This is a genomic window from Pseudomonas citronellolis (assembly GCF_001586155.1).
In the GTDB taxonomy this organism is placed as follows: Bacteria; Pseudomonadota; Gammaproteobacteria; order Pseudomonadales; family Pseudomonadaceae; genus Pseudomonas; species Pseudomonas citronellolis.
Genome location: NZ_CP014158.1, coordinates 890,225 through 903,937 on the forward strand (window position 1 = coordinate 890,225; position 13,713 = coordinate 903,937).

A 13,713-nucleotide genomic window follows, 5' to 3' on the forward strand; every position below is an offset into this window, starting at 1 on the left:
GGCCATCGCTCAGCGCCTCGGCGCGACGAAGGTGCTGGCCGCCTCGACCTGCTCGCCGTCCTGCGCGCTCACGCGGAAGTGCAGGGGCACCGGGCCGCCGCTGCCGCTCAGTTCGAGGCGCGCCACCGAGACGGCGAAGTCGCGGATCTCGCCCGGCTCCAGGCGCTGGTCGAGGGCGCCCTGCAGGCGGTAGCCGCTGGCCTCGGCCAGGCCCAGGCGGTAGCGCTGCGCCTGCTGGGTCTTGTTGATCAGCTTGAGGTTGTAGACGTTCTCGATCTCGCCGGCCGCGTTCTCGCGGAACAGGCCGCGGTCGCGGGCCACGTCCAGGGCGATCAGCGGGCGCGCCTGCAGGGCCCAGGCGAAGGCGCCGAACATGGCCAGCAGCACCGCCGCGTAGCCGACCAGGCGCGGCCGCAGCAGGTGGGTGCGGCCGCCTTCCAGGGCGCGTTCGGAGGTGTAGCGCACCAGGCCGCGGGCGTAGCCCATGCGGTCCATCACCGAGTCGCAGGCGTCGACGCAGGCGGCGCAGCCGATGCAGGCGATCTGTAGGCCGTCGCGGATGTCGATGCCGGTGGGGCAGACCTGCACGCACTGCTGGCAGTCGATGCAGTCGCCCAGGCCGAGGGCCTTGGGCTTGGCGTCCTTGCGGCGCGCCCCGCGGGATTCGCCGCGGGCGGCATCGTAGGAAATGATCAGGGTGTCCTTGTCGAACATCACGCTCTGGAAGCGCGAGTAGGGGCACATGTGGATGCACACCTGCTCGCGCAGCCAGCCGGCGTTGGCGTAGGTGGCGGCGGCGAAGAAGGCCACCCAGAAGGCGCTTTCCAGGTCCAGCTTCAGGGTGAAGAGGTCCGCCACCAGCGGGCGCACCGGGGTGAAGTAGCCGACGAAGGTCAGCGCCGTGGCCAGGCTGACCAGCAGCCAGAGCCCGTGCTTGGCGCCCTTGCGCAGGTACTTGGCGGCGCTGGGCGGGGCCTTGTCCAGCTTCATGCGCTGGTTGCGGTCGCCCTCGGTGACCTGCTCGGCCCACATGAAGATCCAGGTCCACACGCTCTGCGGGCAGGTGTAGCCGCACCACACGCGGCCGGCCAGCACGGTGATGAAGAACAGGCCGAAGGCGGCGATGATCAGCAGCGCCGAGAGCAGGATCAGGTCCTGCGGCCAGAAGGTCGCACCGAAGATGTAGAACTTGCGCTCGGGCAGGTCCCAGAGCACCGCCTGGCGGCCGTCCCACTGCAGCCACAGGGTGCCGAAGAACAGCAGGAACAGCAGCGCCCCGCCGAGCCGCCGCAGGTCGCGGAAGCGGCCGCTGAAGCGCTTGGTGTAGACCGCCGGGGTCACCGCCGAGAGCGGCTTGGGCGGCGGGGTGAAGTGTTGCGGGGCGGCGATCTCGACGATCTTCGCGGGGATTCTCTGGCTCATTGTCGTGGCCCATCAGGCTTGGGATGCGCCGCGACTATAGGAAGCGCCCTGGGCACGAAACAGATTCAGGTCTCCCGCAAAAAACCGGATCAGATGCGCCGCGCCTGGCATGGCCTGCGCTGTGGAGGCGGCGCGCGGCACGCGGTCGCAGGGCGGTCCAGGCGTGTCGGGCAAGGCGTCTGATCCGCTTTTTTGCGGTGGATCTGCCGCTGTTTCGCGGCGCGGCCGCCAGCCATAGTGGCGCCATCACCAGCGGCGGCCCGACGCAGGCCGCCGCAGCAGCCTTGTGAGGTGCCCTCGGCGATGTACCGATACGACGATTACGACCACGCCCTGGTGCGCGAGCGCGTGGCGCAGTTCCGCGACCAGGTGGCGCGGCGGCTTGGCGGCCAGCTGAGCGAGGAGGAGTTCCTGCCGCTGCGCCTGCAGAACGGCCTGTACCTGCAGAAGCACGCCTACATGCTGCGCGTGGCCATTCCCTACGGCACCCTGGCCAGCGCCCAGCTGCGCACCCTGGCGCGCATCGCCCGCGACTACGACCGCGGCTACGGCCACTTCACCACGCGGCAGAACATCCAGTTCAACTGGATCGAACTGGAGCAGGTGCCGGACATCCTCGAACAGTTGGCCGAAGTCGAGATGCACGCCATCCAGACCTCCGGCAACTGCGTGCGCAACATCACCACCGAGGCCTTCGCCGGCGTCGCCGCCGACGAGCTGCTGGACCCGCGGCCGCTGGCCGAGATCCTCCGCCAGTGGTCGACGGTGAACCCGGAATTCCTGTTCCTGCCGCGCAAGTTCAAGATCGCCCTGTGCGCCGCCGAGGAAGACCGCGCGGCGGTGATGATGCACGACATCGGCCTCTACCTTTACCGCGACGCCGCCGGCGAGCTGCGCCTGCGGGTGATGGTGGGCGGCGGGCTGGGGCGCACGCCGATCCTCTCGCAGCCGATCCGCGAGGAGCTGCCCTGGCAGCACCTGCTGTCCTACGTCGAGGCCATCCTGCGGGTGTACAACCGCTACGGCCGCCGCGACAACAAGTACAAGGCGCGCATCAAGATCCTGGTCAAGGCGCTGGGCATCGAGGCCTTCGCCCGCGAGGTGGAGGAGGAGTGGCTGCACATCCGCGACGGCGAGGCGCAGCTGAGCGCGGAGGAATACCAGCGCGTCGCCGCCGCCTTCGAGCCGCCGCGCTACGCGCAGGCCGCCGCCGACGAGCTGGCCTACGGCAGCGCCCTGGCCGCCGATGCCGCCTTCGCCCGCTGGGCCTCGCGCAACGTGCGCCCGCACAAGGTGCCGGGCTACGCCAGCGTGGTGCTCTCGACCAAGCCGGGCGCCGCCGCGCCGCCCGGGGACGTCAGCGCCGAGCAGATGGAGCGCGTCGCCGACTGGGCCGAACGCTACGGGTTCGGCGAAATCCGCGTGGCCCACGAGCAGAACCTGGTGCTGCCGGACGTGCGCAAGGCCGAACTGCACGCGCTCTGGCGCGAGGCCTGCGCAGCCGGGCTGGGCACGCCCAACCAGGGCCTGCTGAGCGACGTCATCGCCTGCCCCGGCGGCGACTACTGCGCGCTGGCCAACGCCAAGTCGATCCCCATCGCCCAGGGCATCCAGCAGCGCTTCGAGGACCTGGACTACCTGCACGACCTGGGCGAGCTGAGCCTGAACATCTCCGGCTGCATGAACGCCTGCGGCCACCACCACATCGGCAACATCGGCATCCTCGGCGTCGACAAGAACGGCAGCGAGTGGTACCAGGTCACCCTCGGCGGCGCCCAGGGCAAGCGCGCCGCGCTGGGCCGGGTGATAGGCCCGTCGTTCAGCGCCGCCGAGGTGCCGGCGGTGATCGAGCGCATCGTCCACACCTACGTGGAGCGGCGCGGGGCTGGCGAGAGCTTCGTCGAGACCGTCGGGCGCATCGGCCTGGAGCCGTTCAAGGCGCGGGTCTACGCGCAACCGGAGGTGCCGGCATGAACAACCTGATCCGCCTGGGCGGCGAGGGCGCCTGGCACGACCGCGACGACGCCTGGACGCTGCTGCGCGAGGTGCCCGGGACGCTGCCCGAAGGCGACCTCATCCTGCCGCTGGAGCTCTGGCTCGGCTGCCGGAACGAGTTCGCCCGCGAAGCGGACTCGCCGGGCGCGCCTCAGCTGAGCGGCCTGCGCGCCAGCTCGCTGCTCAAACGGCATGGCGTGTGGCTGGGGCCGGATGACGATCCGCAGAGGCTGGTTGGCCGGCTGGACGCACTGCCGCTCATCGCCATCGACTTCCCCAGCTTCCGCGACGGCCGCGGCTACAGCCTGGCCTACCTGCTGCGCCGGCGCCTGGGCTGGCGCGGCGAGCTGCGCGCGGTGGGCGAGGTGCTGCGCGATCAGCTGGCGCACCTGCGCCAGTGCGGTTTCGACGCCTTCGCGGTGCGCCCGGACAAGTCCGTGGAGGACGCGCTCAAGGGCCTGGCCGGGCTCAGCGTGCTCTACGGGCGCTCGGCGATCGAGCCGCGGCCGCTGTTCCGCCGGCGCTGAAAACCGCCCGCTTTCAGGGACCCGCGCCGCGCCGCGCGTGGCGCCGCGCTTGACGCTGTTCCGGTGCGCAGGAAAAATGCCGGCAAAGCGTCGGCGAAACGCCGCCGGCCGTGGCCCACGATTCGAGTGACCCCCTGAAGATGCGTATGCGCCTGATGCTGTTGGGTGGCGGTAATGCCCTGGGACAGGCGCTGATCCGCCTGGGAGCCGAGGAAGACATCGGCTTCCTCGCCCCGCGCCCGCCCGAGCAGGGCTGGGATGCCTCCAGCCTGACCCTGCTGCTGGACGAGACCCGCCCCGACGCGGTGATCAACCTCGCCTACTACCACGACTGGTTCCAGGCCGAGCAGGTCGACGACGCCCGCCTGGCCGGCCAGGAACGCGCCGTGGAGCGCCTGGCCGAACTCTGCCAGCACTACGAGATTCTCCTGCTGCAGCCTTCCAGCTACCGCGTGTTCGACGGCGCCCGCGCCACCGCCTACAGCGAGAAGGACGAGCCGCTGCCCCTGGGCCGACGCGGCCAGGCGCTGTGGCGCATGGAACAGTGGGTGCGCGCCACCTGCCCGCGCCACGTGCTGCTGCGCTTCGGCTGGCTGCTGGACGACAGCCCGGGCGGCAGCCTGGACCGCTTCCTCAGCCGCGCCCTGGGCGAGGACGAGCTGTACCTGGCGGACGACCGTCGCGGCAACCCCACCCCGGTGGACGACGCCGCGCGGGTGATCCTCTCGGTGCTCAAGCAGTTGGACTGCCAGGCGCCGCTGTGGGGCACCTACCACTATGGCGGCCTGGAGGCCACCACCACCCTGGCCCTGGGCCAGGTGATCATCGCCGAGGCCCGCACCCTCACCGGCCAGGCCCTGCGCGACCCCGTCGCCCAGGCCCACGCGGCGCGCCCGGACGCCAGCGAGGAACCGCAGCACGCGGTGCTCGCCTGCAAGAAAATCCTCCACACCTTCGGCATCAAGCCGCGCGCCTGGCGTGCAGCGCTGCCGACCCTGCTGGACCGTTACTACCGTCATGGCTGACATCTCCCCGGCATCCGCCGCCCCCATTCTCATCACCGGCGGCGCCGGTTTCATCGGCTCGCACCTGGCCGACGCGCTGCTGGCGCGCGGCTTCAAGGTCCGCGTGCTGGACAACCTGTCCACCGGCAAGCGCGAGAACCTCGCCGCAGAGGTGGAGCTGCTGGTCGGCGACGTCGCCGACGCGGCCGTGGTCCGCCGCGCCCTGCAGGGCTGCCAGGCGGTGGCGCACCTGGCCGCGGTGGCCTCGGTGCAGGCCTCGGTGGACGACCCGGTGGCCACCCACCAGAGCAACTTCATCGGCACCCTGAACCTCTGCGAAGCCCTGCGCGAAGCCGGGGTGAAGCGTGTGCTGTATGCCTCCAGCGCTGCCGTCTACGGCCAAAACGGCCAGGGCACGGCGATAGTCGAGGACCTGCCCAAGGCGCCGCTGACGCCCTACGCCGCGGACAAGCTGGCCGGCGAGTACTACTTCGACTTCTACCGCCGCCAGCATGGCCTGGAGCCGGCGGTGTTCCGCTTCTTCAACGTCTACGGCCCGCGCCAGGACCCGTCCTCGCCCTATTCCGGGGTGATCAGCATCTTCACCCAGCGCGCCCTGAGCGGGCAGCCGATCACGGTGTTCGGCGACGGCGAGCAGACCCGCGACTTCATCTACGTCGCCGACCTGGTGCAGTTGCTGGTGCAGGCGCTGGAGGCACCACAGGTGCCGGAAGGGGCGGTCAACGTCGGGCTGAACCAGGTGACCAGCCTGAACCAACTGCTGGGCGAGATCGGCGCGCTGGTCGGCGGCCTGCCGCAGGTAGCCCACGCCAAGGCGCGCCCCGGCGACATCCGCCATTCCCGCGCCGACAACGGCCGCCTGCTGGCGCACTACCGCCTGGAGCGGCCGACGCCGATCGGCGAGGGCCTGGCGCGCCTGCTCGGGCGCTGATCACCACCAGGGCTTGTTCAGCGCCAGGTAGAAGATGCCGCCCAGGCAGGCCAGGGCCAGGGCGCTGAGCAGCGCCTTGGGCCCGCGCGCGGCGCTGCGCATGGCGAAGGCGGCGAGCACGATGTAGCCCACCAGCAGCCCCAGCTTGGCCTGCAGCCACAGCGGCAGCGGCCAGGGCATGGCCAGGTGCACCAGGCCCAGGGCGCTGAGCAGCAGCAGGCTGTCCACCAGGTGCGGCGCCCAGCGCTGCCAGCCGGCCAGGCGCCGGCCCCGCCAGCTCAGCCCCAGGCGCCAGAGGAAGAGCAGGCTGCTGAGGACTGCCAGGGTGATGTGTAGGTGCTTCAACCAGAGGTACATGGGGCGCTCACTTGTATTCGGTGGTGTAGAGCACGACGAACTCGAAGGGCCCCGGCCGGACCTCGGCGCCCGCCAGCAGCTCGGCCTCGAAGGCGGTGTCGAAGCTCAGCGAGCGCGGCGTGCGGACCACGTGCTCGACGGGCTGGTTGAAGACTACGTACCGCTCGTTCTGCAGGTCCTTGATCTTCAGCAGCAAACCGGCGGATTCGTGGAGCAGCGCGGTGTTGCCGTCGAGGAGCTGGCCGTTGGCCGGTGACAGCGTGGTGTGGATGACCGCGCCGCCGTCGCACTGCCAATGAAAGTCGAAACGCCGCTGCAGGGGCAACTGGTTCTTGCTGAAACTGCCGAAATCGACCCGCGTCGGCGCGTCGGTCATCTCGCAGGTGGTGGGCAGGAAGGTCAGGGCGACGCCCGGGAAGGGGTCGATGGGGTAGGCCGGCGGCGTGTTGTTCCAGCGCGAGCCGACGAACAGCGCCGGCTCGCGGAAGTTGATCGAGTACACCCCGGGGGTGTCGATCGGGCCGTTCTTCAGCACCTCGATGAAGCTGTTGGACAGCGAGCCGCTGACGCATTCGCTGGGGCCCAGGCTGCGGTCGCCGACGATGCCCAGCTGGATGCGCTCGGCCACCCCGCCCACCTGCTTGACGCCGACGCCGTCCTTGCCCGAGGGAATCACCCGGTAGACCAGGCCGTTGAGGTTGGTGGCGAAGTCGTTGCCCTGCATGTGGCTGGCCTCGCTGGCCACGCCCAGCACGATGTAGCGCCCGGCGTCCCCGGCCAGGTATTCCTGCAGGCGGCAGGCGTAGTCCAGGGACAGGTTCAGGGTGCCCAGCACGCTGCCCACCGGCAGGCCGGCGCTGATGTAGGTCTCGCCGTCGTAGGTGAACTGCTGGTTGGTGAAGTAGCACTGGTTCGGCTCGACCGGGCACTCGTCGGCGGCGGCCGGCAGCGCCTGCAGCAGGCAGGCGGCCAGGGCCAGGCAGTGGAACAGGGGGCGGCGGCGCGGGTGGATCATGGTTTTTCCTCGCTTGGCGGGCTGCCGGCGGCGGCCTGGCAGTCGACCGGGATGGCCCGGTAGCTGTCCTGCTTGTCCTTCTTCGCCGGCATGGCGTAAGTGAAGCTGCATTGCTGCTCGTCCGCCTCGCCCCAGGATACCCGGTAGCTGTCGCGGCCCTTTTCCAGGTACAGGTAGACCAGGTTGTCCTGGCCGACGTAGGCGAGGACTTCGCCGGCGCCGCCGACCTCGGCGCCGAAGGGCACCTCCTGGCCACCGGGGCGGCGCAGTTCGAGCAGCACCGAGATGCCGCTGCGGGTGCGGTAGGGCACCCGCACGATGGCGCCGTAGCGCGGCGCGGTTTTCTGGATGTTCTCCTTGATCTCGACGTCGGCGCTGGCGCTCTTGGCGTCCAGCACTATCTCGTTGTGGCGGTAGGGCGTGAGCCCCGTGAGCAGGGCCTTGCCGTCGTCGTCGAGGCGCACGCGGCCGCGGGGCAGCAGGGCGCCCGCCGCGCCTTCGGCCTCGACTATCGCCATGGTCTCGCCCTGGCTCGGCGACAGCGCGATGCCGCCGGAATAGGCCACTAGGCTGCCGCGCGCCGACAGCGACTCGCGGCTGAAGCCGTCGCCGCGCGCCAGGCTGGCGCCCAGGGCGCTGGCGGAGGTGCGCAGGTTGAGGTTGCCGCCGTAGGACTGGGTGCTGGCGCTGTCGGCCTGGCTGTGGTTGCCGTACAGGTTGTAGTTCCACTGGCCGCGCTCGCCGGCGATGCCGCTGAGGCTGGTCTGCAGCGAGCGGTTGTGCGCGTCCTGCAGCGACAGGGTGCTGCTCAGGCGCGGCGCGCCGGCATCGCGGCCCAGCGGGATGCTGATGCTCAGCAGGTACTGGTTGTCGTAGCCGTCGACGCTCTGGAAGCGCGTCGCCGACAGGCCCAGGCTGCCCCAGTTGAAGGTGCGGCTGAAGCCGCTGCTGAAGGTCAGGCTGCGCCGCTCGCCGGTCCAGTAGCTCTGCCCCACGCCGGAAATGTACAGGCTGCCGCCGGCCAGCGCCTGGCTGAGGCTGAGCTGGACGCGGTCGCGCTCGCGGAACAGGCTGGCGTTGTCGGTGTCCAGGGCGTCGGCCGAGGCGGCCAGCCCCAGGTAGCCCTTGTCCGAGCGGCGGTAGGACAGCTGCAGGTTGGTGCCGCCGAACGACTTGTTATAGGCCAGGCGGTAGCTTTCGCCGTTGTCGGGCATGTCCTGGCCCGCGGCGTCGGCGGGCAGGGCGTCGAAGCGCGACAGGGTGGCGTCCAGGGAGAAGGCGCCATAGGGCGTGTTCAGCGCGGCGCCGATCAGCGAGGCCATGTAGCTGTCGGCGATCACCGCGCCGGAATAGGCGCTGAGGTTGTTGCTCAGGCCCCGGCGGTAGCCGCCCTGGACGAACTTCAGCGGGTTGTCGACGTCCTCGCCGCGGTAGCTGCCGGAGGCCACCTGGTAGCGCGAGGCGCCGGGCCTGAGCAGTTCGGCGGCATAGGAATAGGGCACGCTGAAGCTCTTCTCGCGGCCGTCGGCCTCGATCACCGTGACCAGCAGGTCCTCGGTGTAGCCGGTGTTGTACAGGTCGTCGATGACGAAGGGGCCGGGCGGCACGCTGACCTGGTGGATCAGTTGCTGGCCCTGGTGGATCTTCACGGTCGCGTTGCTGTCGGCGATGCCGCGCACCACCGGGGCGAAGCCGCGCTCGCTCTCGGGCAGCATGCGCTCGTCGCTCTCCAGCTGCACGCCGCTGAAGGGGATGCTGTCGAACAGGTCGCCGGCGGTGAAGTGCTGGCCGAGGGTCAATTGCGAGGACAGCGCGGTGATGTCGCGCTGGGCGTAGTTGTTCAGGGTGCGGTAGTGGCTGCCCTTGCGGGTGGTGTCGCCGTGGCTGAAGGTGGCGTTGTGGCGCAGGCGCCAGTCCATCAGGTTGAGGCCGCCGTTGAGGCCGAGGAACAGGTCGTTGCGGGTGTCCTGGCTGTTGCTGGAGCGGTCGAAGTTGCTGGTGTAGCTGACGAAGCCGGCGTTGATCCCCGAATCCCAGCTCTGCGGCGGCGCATAGTTGCGCGGGCGCTGTTTGACGTAGGCCTGGGGCAGGGTGAGGAGGATGGCCCCGCTGGCGCCGTCCAGTTCCACGCGGCTCTGCGGCACGCGTTCGGGCAGGTCGACGCAGTCGCCGCTGGCGGGCTTGGCGTCGGCGGCGGGCTCGGGCAGCAGCACGCCCCACTGTTCCAGTTGTTCCTGGGTGAAGCAGTAGACCTGGCGTTGCTCGGCGGTATGCACCACGCGTACTTCCTGCTGGCCGAAATACACCTTGTTCAGGGTCAGGTCGAGGGAGTAGGTGCCCGGCGGCAGCGCCGAGGGATTCTTCTCGAACCCGGAAACGTCCGTGCTCATGCCCAGCGTCTCCAGCAGGCCGCGGTCGAAGTGCACCTCGCCGGTGCCTTCGGCGGCCACTGCCGGGGCCGGGAGCAGGGCGCAGAAGAGCCCTCCCAGGCACCCCAGACGCAGGAGGCGGGACAGTATCGAAGGGGACACGATGGACCTCGCGAGGGAGGGTTACTCGACGGTGGCTTCGGTTTCGATCAGGCCGCCGAAATCGTTGATCCAGGTGTAGCGGACCCGTGCGCCGGGCCTGGCCCAGGCCGCCGCGTCGCGGGGCAGGGCGATGCCGTAGCTGCCCTTGGCCGGGACCATGTCCAGGTCGTCGTTGTCGTATTGCCTGGCGCCCGAGCGCAGTTGCAGGCGGGCCAGGGACACCGAGTAGGGCAGGTCGTTGACCGCGCGCAGCGTGCTCTTGCCGCCCTCGGAAACGATGCGCCACTTCAGTTGCTGCGCCGCGTCGGCGGCCACGCCCTTGAGCTTGGCCGGGCGGTAGAACAGCTTGAGCTGCGAACGGAAGGCCACCTGCAGCTTGCCCGCGCTGTTGTTGCTGGCGGCCGCGTCGGCCTTGTCCGGGCTGCTCGAGGGCACCTCCAGGACGTTCAGCCAGAACACCGATTCGCGGTCCTGGGGCAGCGAGCGGTCGATGTTGGCGATGCGCAGCAGCAGGCCCTTGTCCGGGTCGACCCGCGAGACCGGCGGCGTGACGATGAAGGGCGAGCGCCCCTGCTTGTCTGCGCCGGGCGTGCCCTTGCCGTTGTCCACCCAGGCCTTGATCAGCGACGGCGTCTTGCCGGTGTTGCGGATGTTGACGGTGATGTCCCGCTCGGCGGCCGGGTAGACCACGCGGGTGCCGGTGATGACGATGCTGGCGTTGGCCTGGAACGCCAGCAGGCAAAGACCGAGCAGGAAGAACAAGTGGGTAGCGGGACGCATCGGGCAACCTCCTTCTCTATAAAGAAGGACTTTGGGTGGAGTCTAGGCGGGGCCGGGGTACTGGCAAGTTCCCGGGCGGTGAAGTTTTCCGGAGAACTTGTAAGTGCGTTTACTCATTCAGCCTGTGTATGAACTTTCGTCGATGTGTTCATGCGCGTGATGAATATTCCGAGTGCATCCCCCGATGGGGGAGGGGGATGCATCCGGGGCCGCTGTCAGTCGTAACGGATGGAATACAGCAGGGCGGTATCGGCGGTACCGGGCGATACCAGTTCCGAGGTCTGCACGTAACGGGCGTAGTAGGCGAATTCCAGCGGGCCGGCTTCGTCCATGGGCTTACTGACGTTGTTGGCGTTGGTGCGCAGGTCGATGGCTTCCAGTTCTTCGTTGGCGATCTGCAGCTCGATGCCGGACATGCTCATGGCTTCGCCGTTGAAGGCGAGGTTGCCGGTGGTCGGGTTGACGTTGGCCGAGGCGAAGTCGACCTTGTAGGTCTGGCCGACGGTGCAGCCGTTCAGGGCGATGGTGAAGCGCTGCTCGCCGGCGGTGGAGCCCACGGTGTCGAAGTCGCTGGTGGAGATCGACGGCAGGTTGATGGAGGCATCGGCGCCGCCACCGTTCACGCTGACTTCGCAGGTGTCTTCCATAACGTGGCCGGTGAAGCTGATCTGGCCACCGGTCGCTGCCTGGGCGCCACCGGCCGCCAGGGCGAGGAGTACGGCTGCGGGGAGAGTGAGACTTTTCATGGAGTTTTTCCTTGCAGGTTTTTCGGTAGGTGAATTCTCCCTGCTTCCTGAAATTTCGAATATTAGGAAACTTCTGATGAGTCGTAGGTGTATTCCTATGAATGAGGTAGGCAACGGATATAAGTGGGTTGCTTATTGAAAAGCAGGAAGTAAAACAAGTTGCCTGGAATGTAGGACGTATAACCGTTGGCGGGGACACCGGAGGTATACGCGCCTGTGCTTAAGAGCGCCCTCTCCCCAGCCCTCTCCCGCAAGCGGGAGAGGGGGCTGTCCTGAGCGGGGGGCGAATCCTGAGTCATCCTGAAATGCCTATCTCCCCCCACGTCATTCCCGCGAACGCGGGACGCGGCTCCATCGCGAACAGCGCTTGCGCTGGCCCGAAGGGGAATAACCCAGTGACTGGCGGGTTCGCGAGCAAGCTTGCTCCTACGAAAAGCAAAAGCGCGTCCGCTCTTGCTCTGGCTTTTGGATTTCCAGAGAAACATCCGCGCGCACCGGAACGCCCCTTCAGCAGGCCGAGCGAAACCGGCGCTCAGGAGGTCATGCGACATGGATGTCGCGAGAGCCCCGATGGGCTACAGGGACGTACCCTCGGGGCGGGCCTCCGTGGCGGGGGAATTCGCGAGGGTAGCCCGGCTCCATCGGGCCCGTATGCGGGGCAAGCCTTTTTGGTTCCTTTTGTGGCGTTTGACAAAAGGGACTCGCCCGAGGGGGCGAAACAAGACGGTCGGGCAGACTCGGTGCGGCGCAGAAACACCCAAGCCAAGGCGGCTGGGTTATTCCCCTTCGGGCCAGCGCAAGCGCTGTTCGCGATGGAGCCGCGTCCCGTGTTCGCGTGAATGACGAGGTGGGGATCGGAGCGAGGAATCAGGATTCGTAAGCGAAACCACAGCCCCCCAAATGAAAAAATGCCGTTTCCCCAGACAGAGAAACGGCATCCCTTCTTAAGCACTACCGGCATTTGTCGACGGCTATCGCCGTTATGCCGACTCGCAACAGATCGTGGTCAGGCGCTTAGAACTTGTAGCCGAAACCGATCATGTACACCCACGGATCGACGTCCACGTCGACCTTGGTCTTCTGGATGCCCAGGGCGCCCGGGCCGTTGACGCTGGCCTTGGTGTCGATGTCCATGTACCACACGGCAACGTTGAACAGGGCGTGCTCGTTGAGCATGTAGTCGAAGCCCAGTTCGCCGGCCAGGCCCCAGGAGTCCTGCAGCTTCAGGTTGCTGAAGCCCTGGTCCTTGCGGAAGCCGGCCAGGTCTTCGTCGAAGAAGGTGGTGTAGTTCACGCCCAGGCCGCCGTAGGGCTGGAAGGCGGAGTTGGTGCCGCCCATGGGGTAGTACTGCAGCAGCACGGTCGGCGGCAGCTGCTTGATGTCGGCCAGCTTGCCGTCCAGGCCTGGGCCGAGGCCCTTGACGTCGACCTGGTGGTTGAACGGGGTGGCGGCGACCAGCTCGACACCGATCTTGTCGGTGATCAGGTAGCTGAAGGTCAGGCCCAGCTGGGTATCGCTGTCCACGGTGGCCTTGGTGCCGCCGACCTTGGCACCGTCGAGCTTGAGGTTGCCGCTGTCGTCGTTGGGGTCGACGGTGGCGAAGCCGCCGCGGACGATGAAGTCACCGGCCTTGTGGCCCTGGATGTCCGCAGCCTGGGCGGCGAACGGCGTGGATACGGCGGCGGCGAGCAGGGAGGCGGTGAGCCAGGACTTGCGCATGATGGTGATGCTCCATGATTTTGGAATAAGCGTTGGTAAGCATCATGGTAGACAGCGCTAAGCGATTCTTCTTGATTCAGCTCAATAAAGCCCCCCTACCTCGTAGGGGTAATGCCTGTGGCAGATGGTCGCAGGTCATTCGCCCTCGTATTCGTAGGGCGTGACCTCGTCGGCCTTGAGCTGGTAGCCGGCCTGGGCCAGGTCGCTGTCGATGTGCTTCACCTGCATGCGCCCGACCACCCAGTAGGGCTGGTACAGCTCGTCCATCTTCACCCCGTGGGCCTGGTGCACGTAGACGATCTGGTTGGACGGCGGCGGCGGCACGTGGATGCAGGCGCCGTAGTAGGGCACCAGGAGGAACTCGTTGACCTCGCCGTCCTGGCCGACGTCCAGCGGCACTATGTAGCCGGGCAGCTTCACCTGCTGGCCGTCCAGCGCCTGCACCACCGGGGCGGCCGGCGACTGCTGCTTGGCCGCCGGGCCGCTCTCGGCGTTGAGCGCGTCGCTGAGCTGGGAAATGTCGTGCAGCGGCACCGGCGGCGGGGGCGGCGGCGCGCCCTCGGGGATCAGCTGCGGCCAGGTCAGCGTCTGCGGCGTGGCGGCCCAGGCCGCGCTGGTAGCGAGCAGGCACAGGGCGAGGAAGGCGGAGGCGGTTGTTTTCATGG

The 13,713-nt window shown here is 68.4% G+C and carries 12 protein-coding genes; 4 read left to right on the forward strand and 8 right to left on the reverse strand.

The window, feature by feature from the left end; all coding sequences use genetic code 11:
• Positions 1-9: 9 nt before the first annotated feature.
• Positions 10-1,422, reverse strand: coding sequence for a cytochrome c oxidase accessory protein CcoG (ccoG, locus tag PcP3B5_RS04085; protein ID WP_061560618.1), 1,413 nt, complete (start codon positions 1,420-1,422; stop codon positions 10-12).
• Between the two features lie 303 nt (positions 1,423-1,725).
• On the opposite strand from ccoG, the gene PcP3B5_RS04090 reads away from it, so the two are divergent.
• From PcP3B5_RS04090 to PcP3B5_RS04105, 4 genes are all read left to right on the forward strand, one after another.
• Positions 1,726-3,396, forward strand: a complete 1,671-nt coding sequence (locus tag PcP3B5_RS04090) for a nitrite/sulfite reductase (RefSeq protein WP_061560619.1) — start codon at positions 1,726-1,728, stop codon at positions 3,394-3,396.
• Entirely contained in the window at positions 3,393-3,944 is a 552-nt protein-coding gene (locus tag PcP3B5_RS04095; protein WP_061560620.1) for a DUF934 domain-containing protein, read from the forward strand. The genes PcP3B5_RS04090 and PcP3B5_RS04095 overlap by 4 nt, the downstream gene beginning before the upstream one ends.
• Positions 3,945-4,084: 140 nt before the next feature.
• Positions 4,085-4,969 (forward strand): sugar nucleotide-binding protein, encoded by an 885-nt coding sequence (locus PcP3B5_RS04100; protein WP_009617230.1) that lies wholly within the window; start codon positions 4,085-4,087, stop codon positions 4,967-4,969.
• Positions 4,962-5,900, forward strand: coding sequence for an NAD-dependent epimerase/dehydratase family protein (locus tag PcP3B5_RS04105; RefSeq protein WP_061560621.1), 939 nt, complete (start codon positions 4,962-4,964; stop codon positions 5,898-5,900). The genes PcP3B5_RS04100 and PcP3B5_RS04105 overlap by 8 nt, the downstream gene beginning before the upstream one ends.
• Here the strand turns inward: PcP3B5_RS04105 and PcP3B5_RS04110 are convergent, their stop codons facing one another.
• From PcP3B5_RS04110 to PcP3B5_RS04140, 7 genes are all read right to left on the reverse strand, one after another.
• A complete protein-coding gene (locus PcP3B5_RS04110) occupies positions 5,901-6,257 on the reverse strand; it encodes a SirB2 family protein (protein WP_009617233.1) in 357 nt (118 codons plus the stop codon). It lies immediately after the preceding gene.
• Positions 6,258-6,264: 7 nt separating this feature from the next.
• Entirely contained in the window at positions 6,265-7,272 is a 1,008-nt protein-coding gene (locus PcP3B5_RS04115; RefSeq protein ID WP_009617235.1) for a hypothetical protein, read from the reverse strand.
• The gene (locus tag PcP3B5_RS04120) at positions 7,269-9,803 is read right to left on the reverse strand and encodes a fimbria/pilus outer membrane usher protein (protein ID WP_145923850.1); all 2,535 of its coding nucleotides are present in this window, start codon (positions 9,801-9,803) and stop codon (positions 7,269-7,271) included. The genes PcP3B5_RS04115 and PcP3B5_RS04120 overlap by 4 nt, the downstream gene beginning before the upstream one ends.
• A 21-nt stretch (positions 9,804-9,824) precedes the next feature.
• A complete protein-coding gene (locus tag PcP3B5_RS04125) occupies positions 9,825-10,583 on the reverse strand; it encodes a fimbrial biogenesis chaperone (protein WP_009617240.1) in 759 nt (252 codons plus the stop codon).
• 215 nt (positions 10,584-10,798) lie between these two features.
• On the reverse strand, positions 10,799-11,329 hold the full coding sequence (locus PcP3B5_RS04130) for a fimbrial protein (RefSeq protein ID WP_009617242.1): 531 nt from the start codon (positions 11,327-11,329) through the stop codon (positions 10,799-10,801).
• 1,014 nt (positions 11,330-12,343) lie between these two features.
• Positions 12,344-13,048 (reverse strand): OmpW/AlkL family protein, encoded by a 705-nt coding sequence (locus PcP3B5_RS04135; protein WP_043273450.1) that lies wholly within the window; start codon positions 13,046-13,048, stop codon positions 12,344-12,346.
• 135 nt (positions 13,049-13,183) lie between these two features.
• Complete coding sequence (locus tag PcP3B5_RS04140; RefSeq protein ID WP_009617246.1) at positions 13,184-13,711, reverse strand: DUF3299 domain-containing protein; 528 nt, start codon at positions 13,709-13,711, stop codon at positions 13,184-13,186.
• Between the last annotated feature and the right edge of the window lie 2 nt (positions 13,712-13,713).

Excerpts from the sequence above, each read along its gene's own strand:
- ccoG (WP_061560618.1), bottom strand. The coding sequence starts at position 1,422 with ATGAGCCAGAGAATCCCCGCGAAGATCGTCGAGATCGCCGCCCCGCAA.
- PcP3B5_RS04105 (WP_061560621.1), top strand. The coding sequence starts at position 4,962 with ATGGCTGACATCTCCCCGGCATCCGCCGCCCCCATTCTCATCACCGGC.
- PcP3B5_RS04140 (WP_009617246.1), bottom strand. The coding sequence starts at position 13,711 with ATGAAAACAACCGCCTCCGCCTTCCTCGCCCTGTGCCTGCTCGCTACC.
- PcP3B5_RS04095 (WP_061560620.1), top strand. The coding sequence starts at position 3,393 with ATGAACAACCTGATCCGCCTGGGCGGCGAGGGCGCCTGGCACGACCGC.
- PcP3B5_RS04090 (WP_061560619.1), top strand. The coding sequence starts at position 1,726 with ATGTACCGATACGACGATTACGACCACGCCCTGGTGCGCGAGCGCGTG.
- PcP3B5_RS04115 (WP_009617235.1), bottom strand. The coding sequence starts at position 7,272 with ATGATCCACCCGCGCCGCCGCCCCCTGTTCCACTGCCTGGCCCTGGCC.
- PcP3B5_RS04125 (WP_009617240.1), bottom strand. The coding sequence starts at position 10,583 with ATGCGTCCCGCTACCCACTTGTTCTTCCTGCTCGGTCTTTGCCTGCTG.
- PcP3B5_RS04110 (WP_009617233.1), bottom strand. The coding sequence starts at position 6,257 with ATGTACCTCTGGTTGAAGCACCTACACATCACCCTGGCAGTCCTCAGC.
- PcP3B5_RS04100 (WP_009617230.1), top strand. The coding sequence starts at position 4,085 with ATGCGTATGCGCCTGATGCTGTTGGGTGGCGGTAATGCCCTGGGACAG.
- PcP3B5_RS04130 (WP_009617242.1), bottom strand. The coding sequence starts at position 11,329 with ATGAAAAGTCTCACTCTCCCCGCAGCCGTACTCCTCGCCCTGGCGGCC.
- PcP3B5_RS04135 (WP_043273450.1), bottom strand. The coding sequence starts at position 13,048 with ATGCGCAAGTCCTGGCTCACCGCCTCCCTGCTCGCCGCCGCCGTATCC.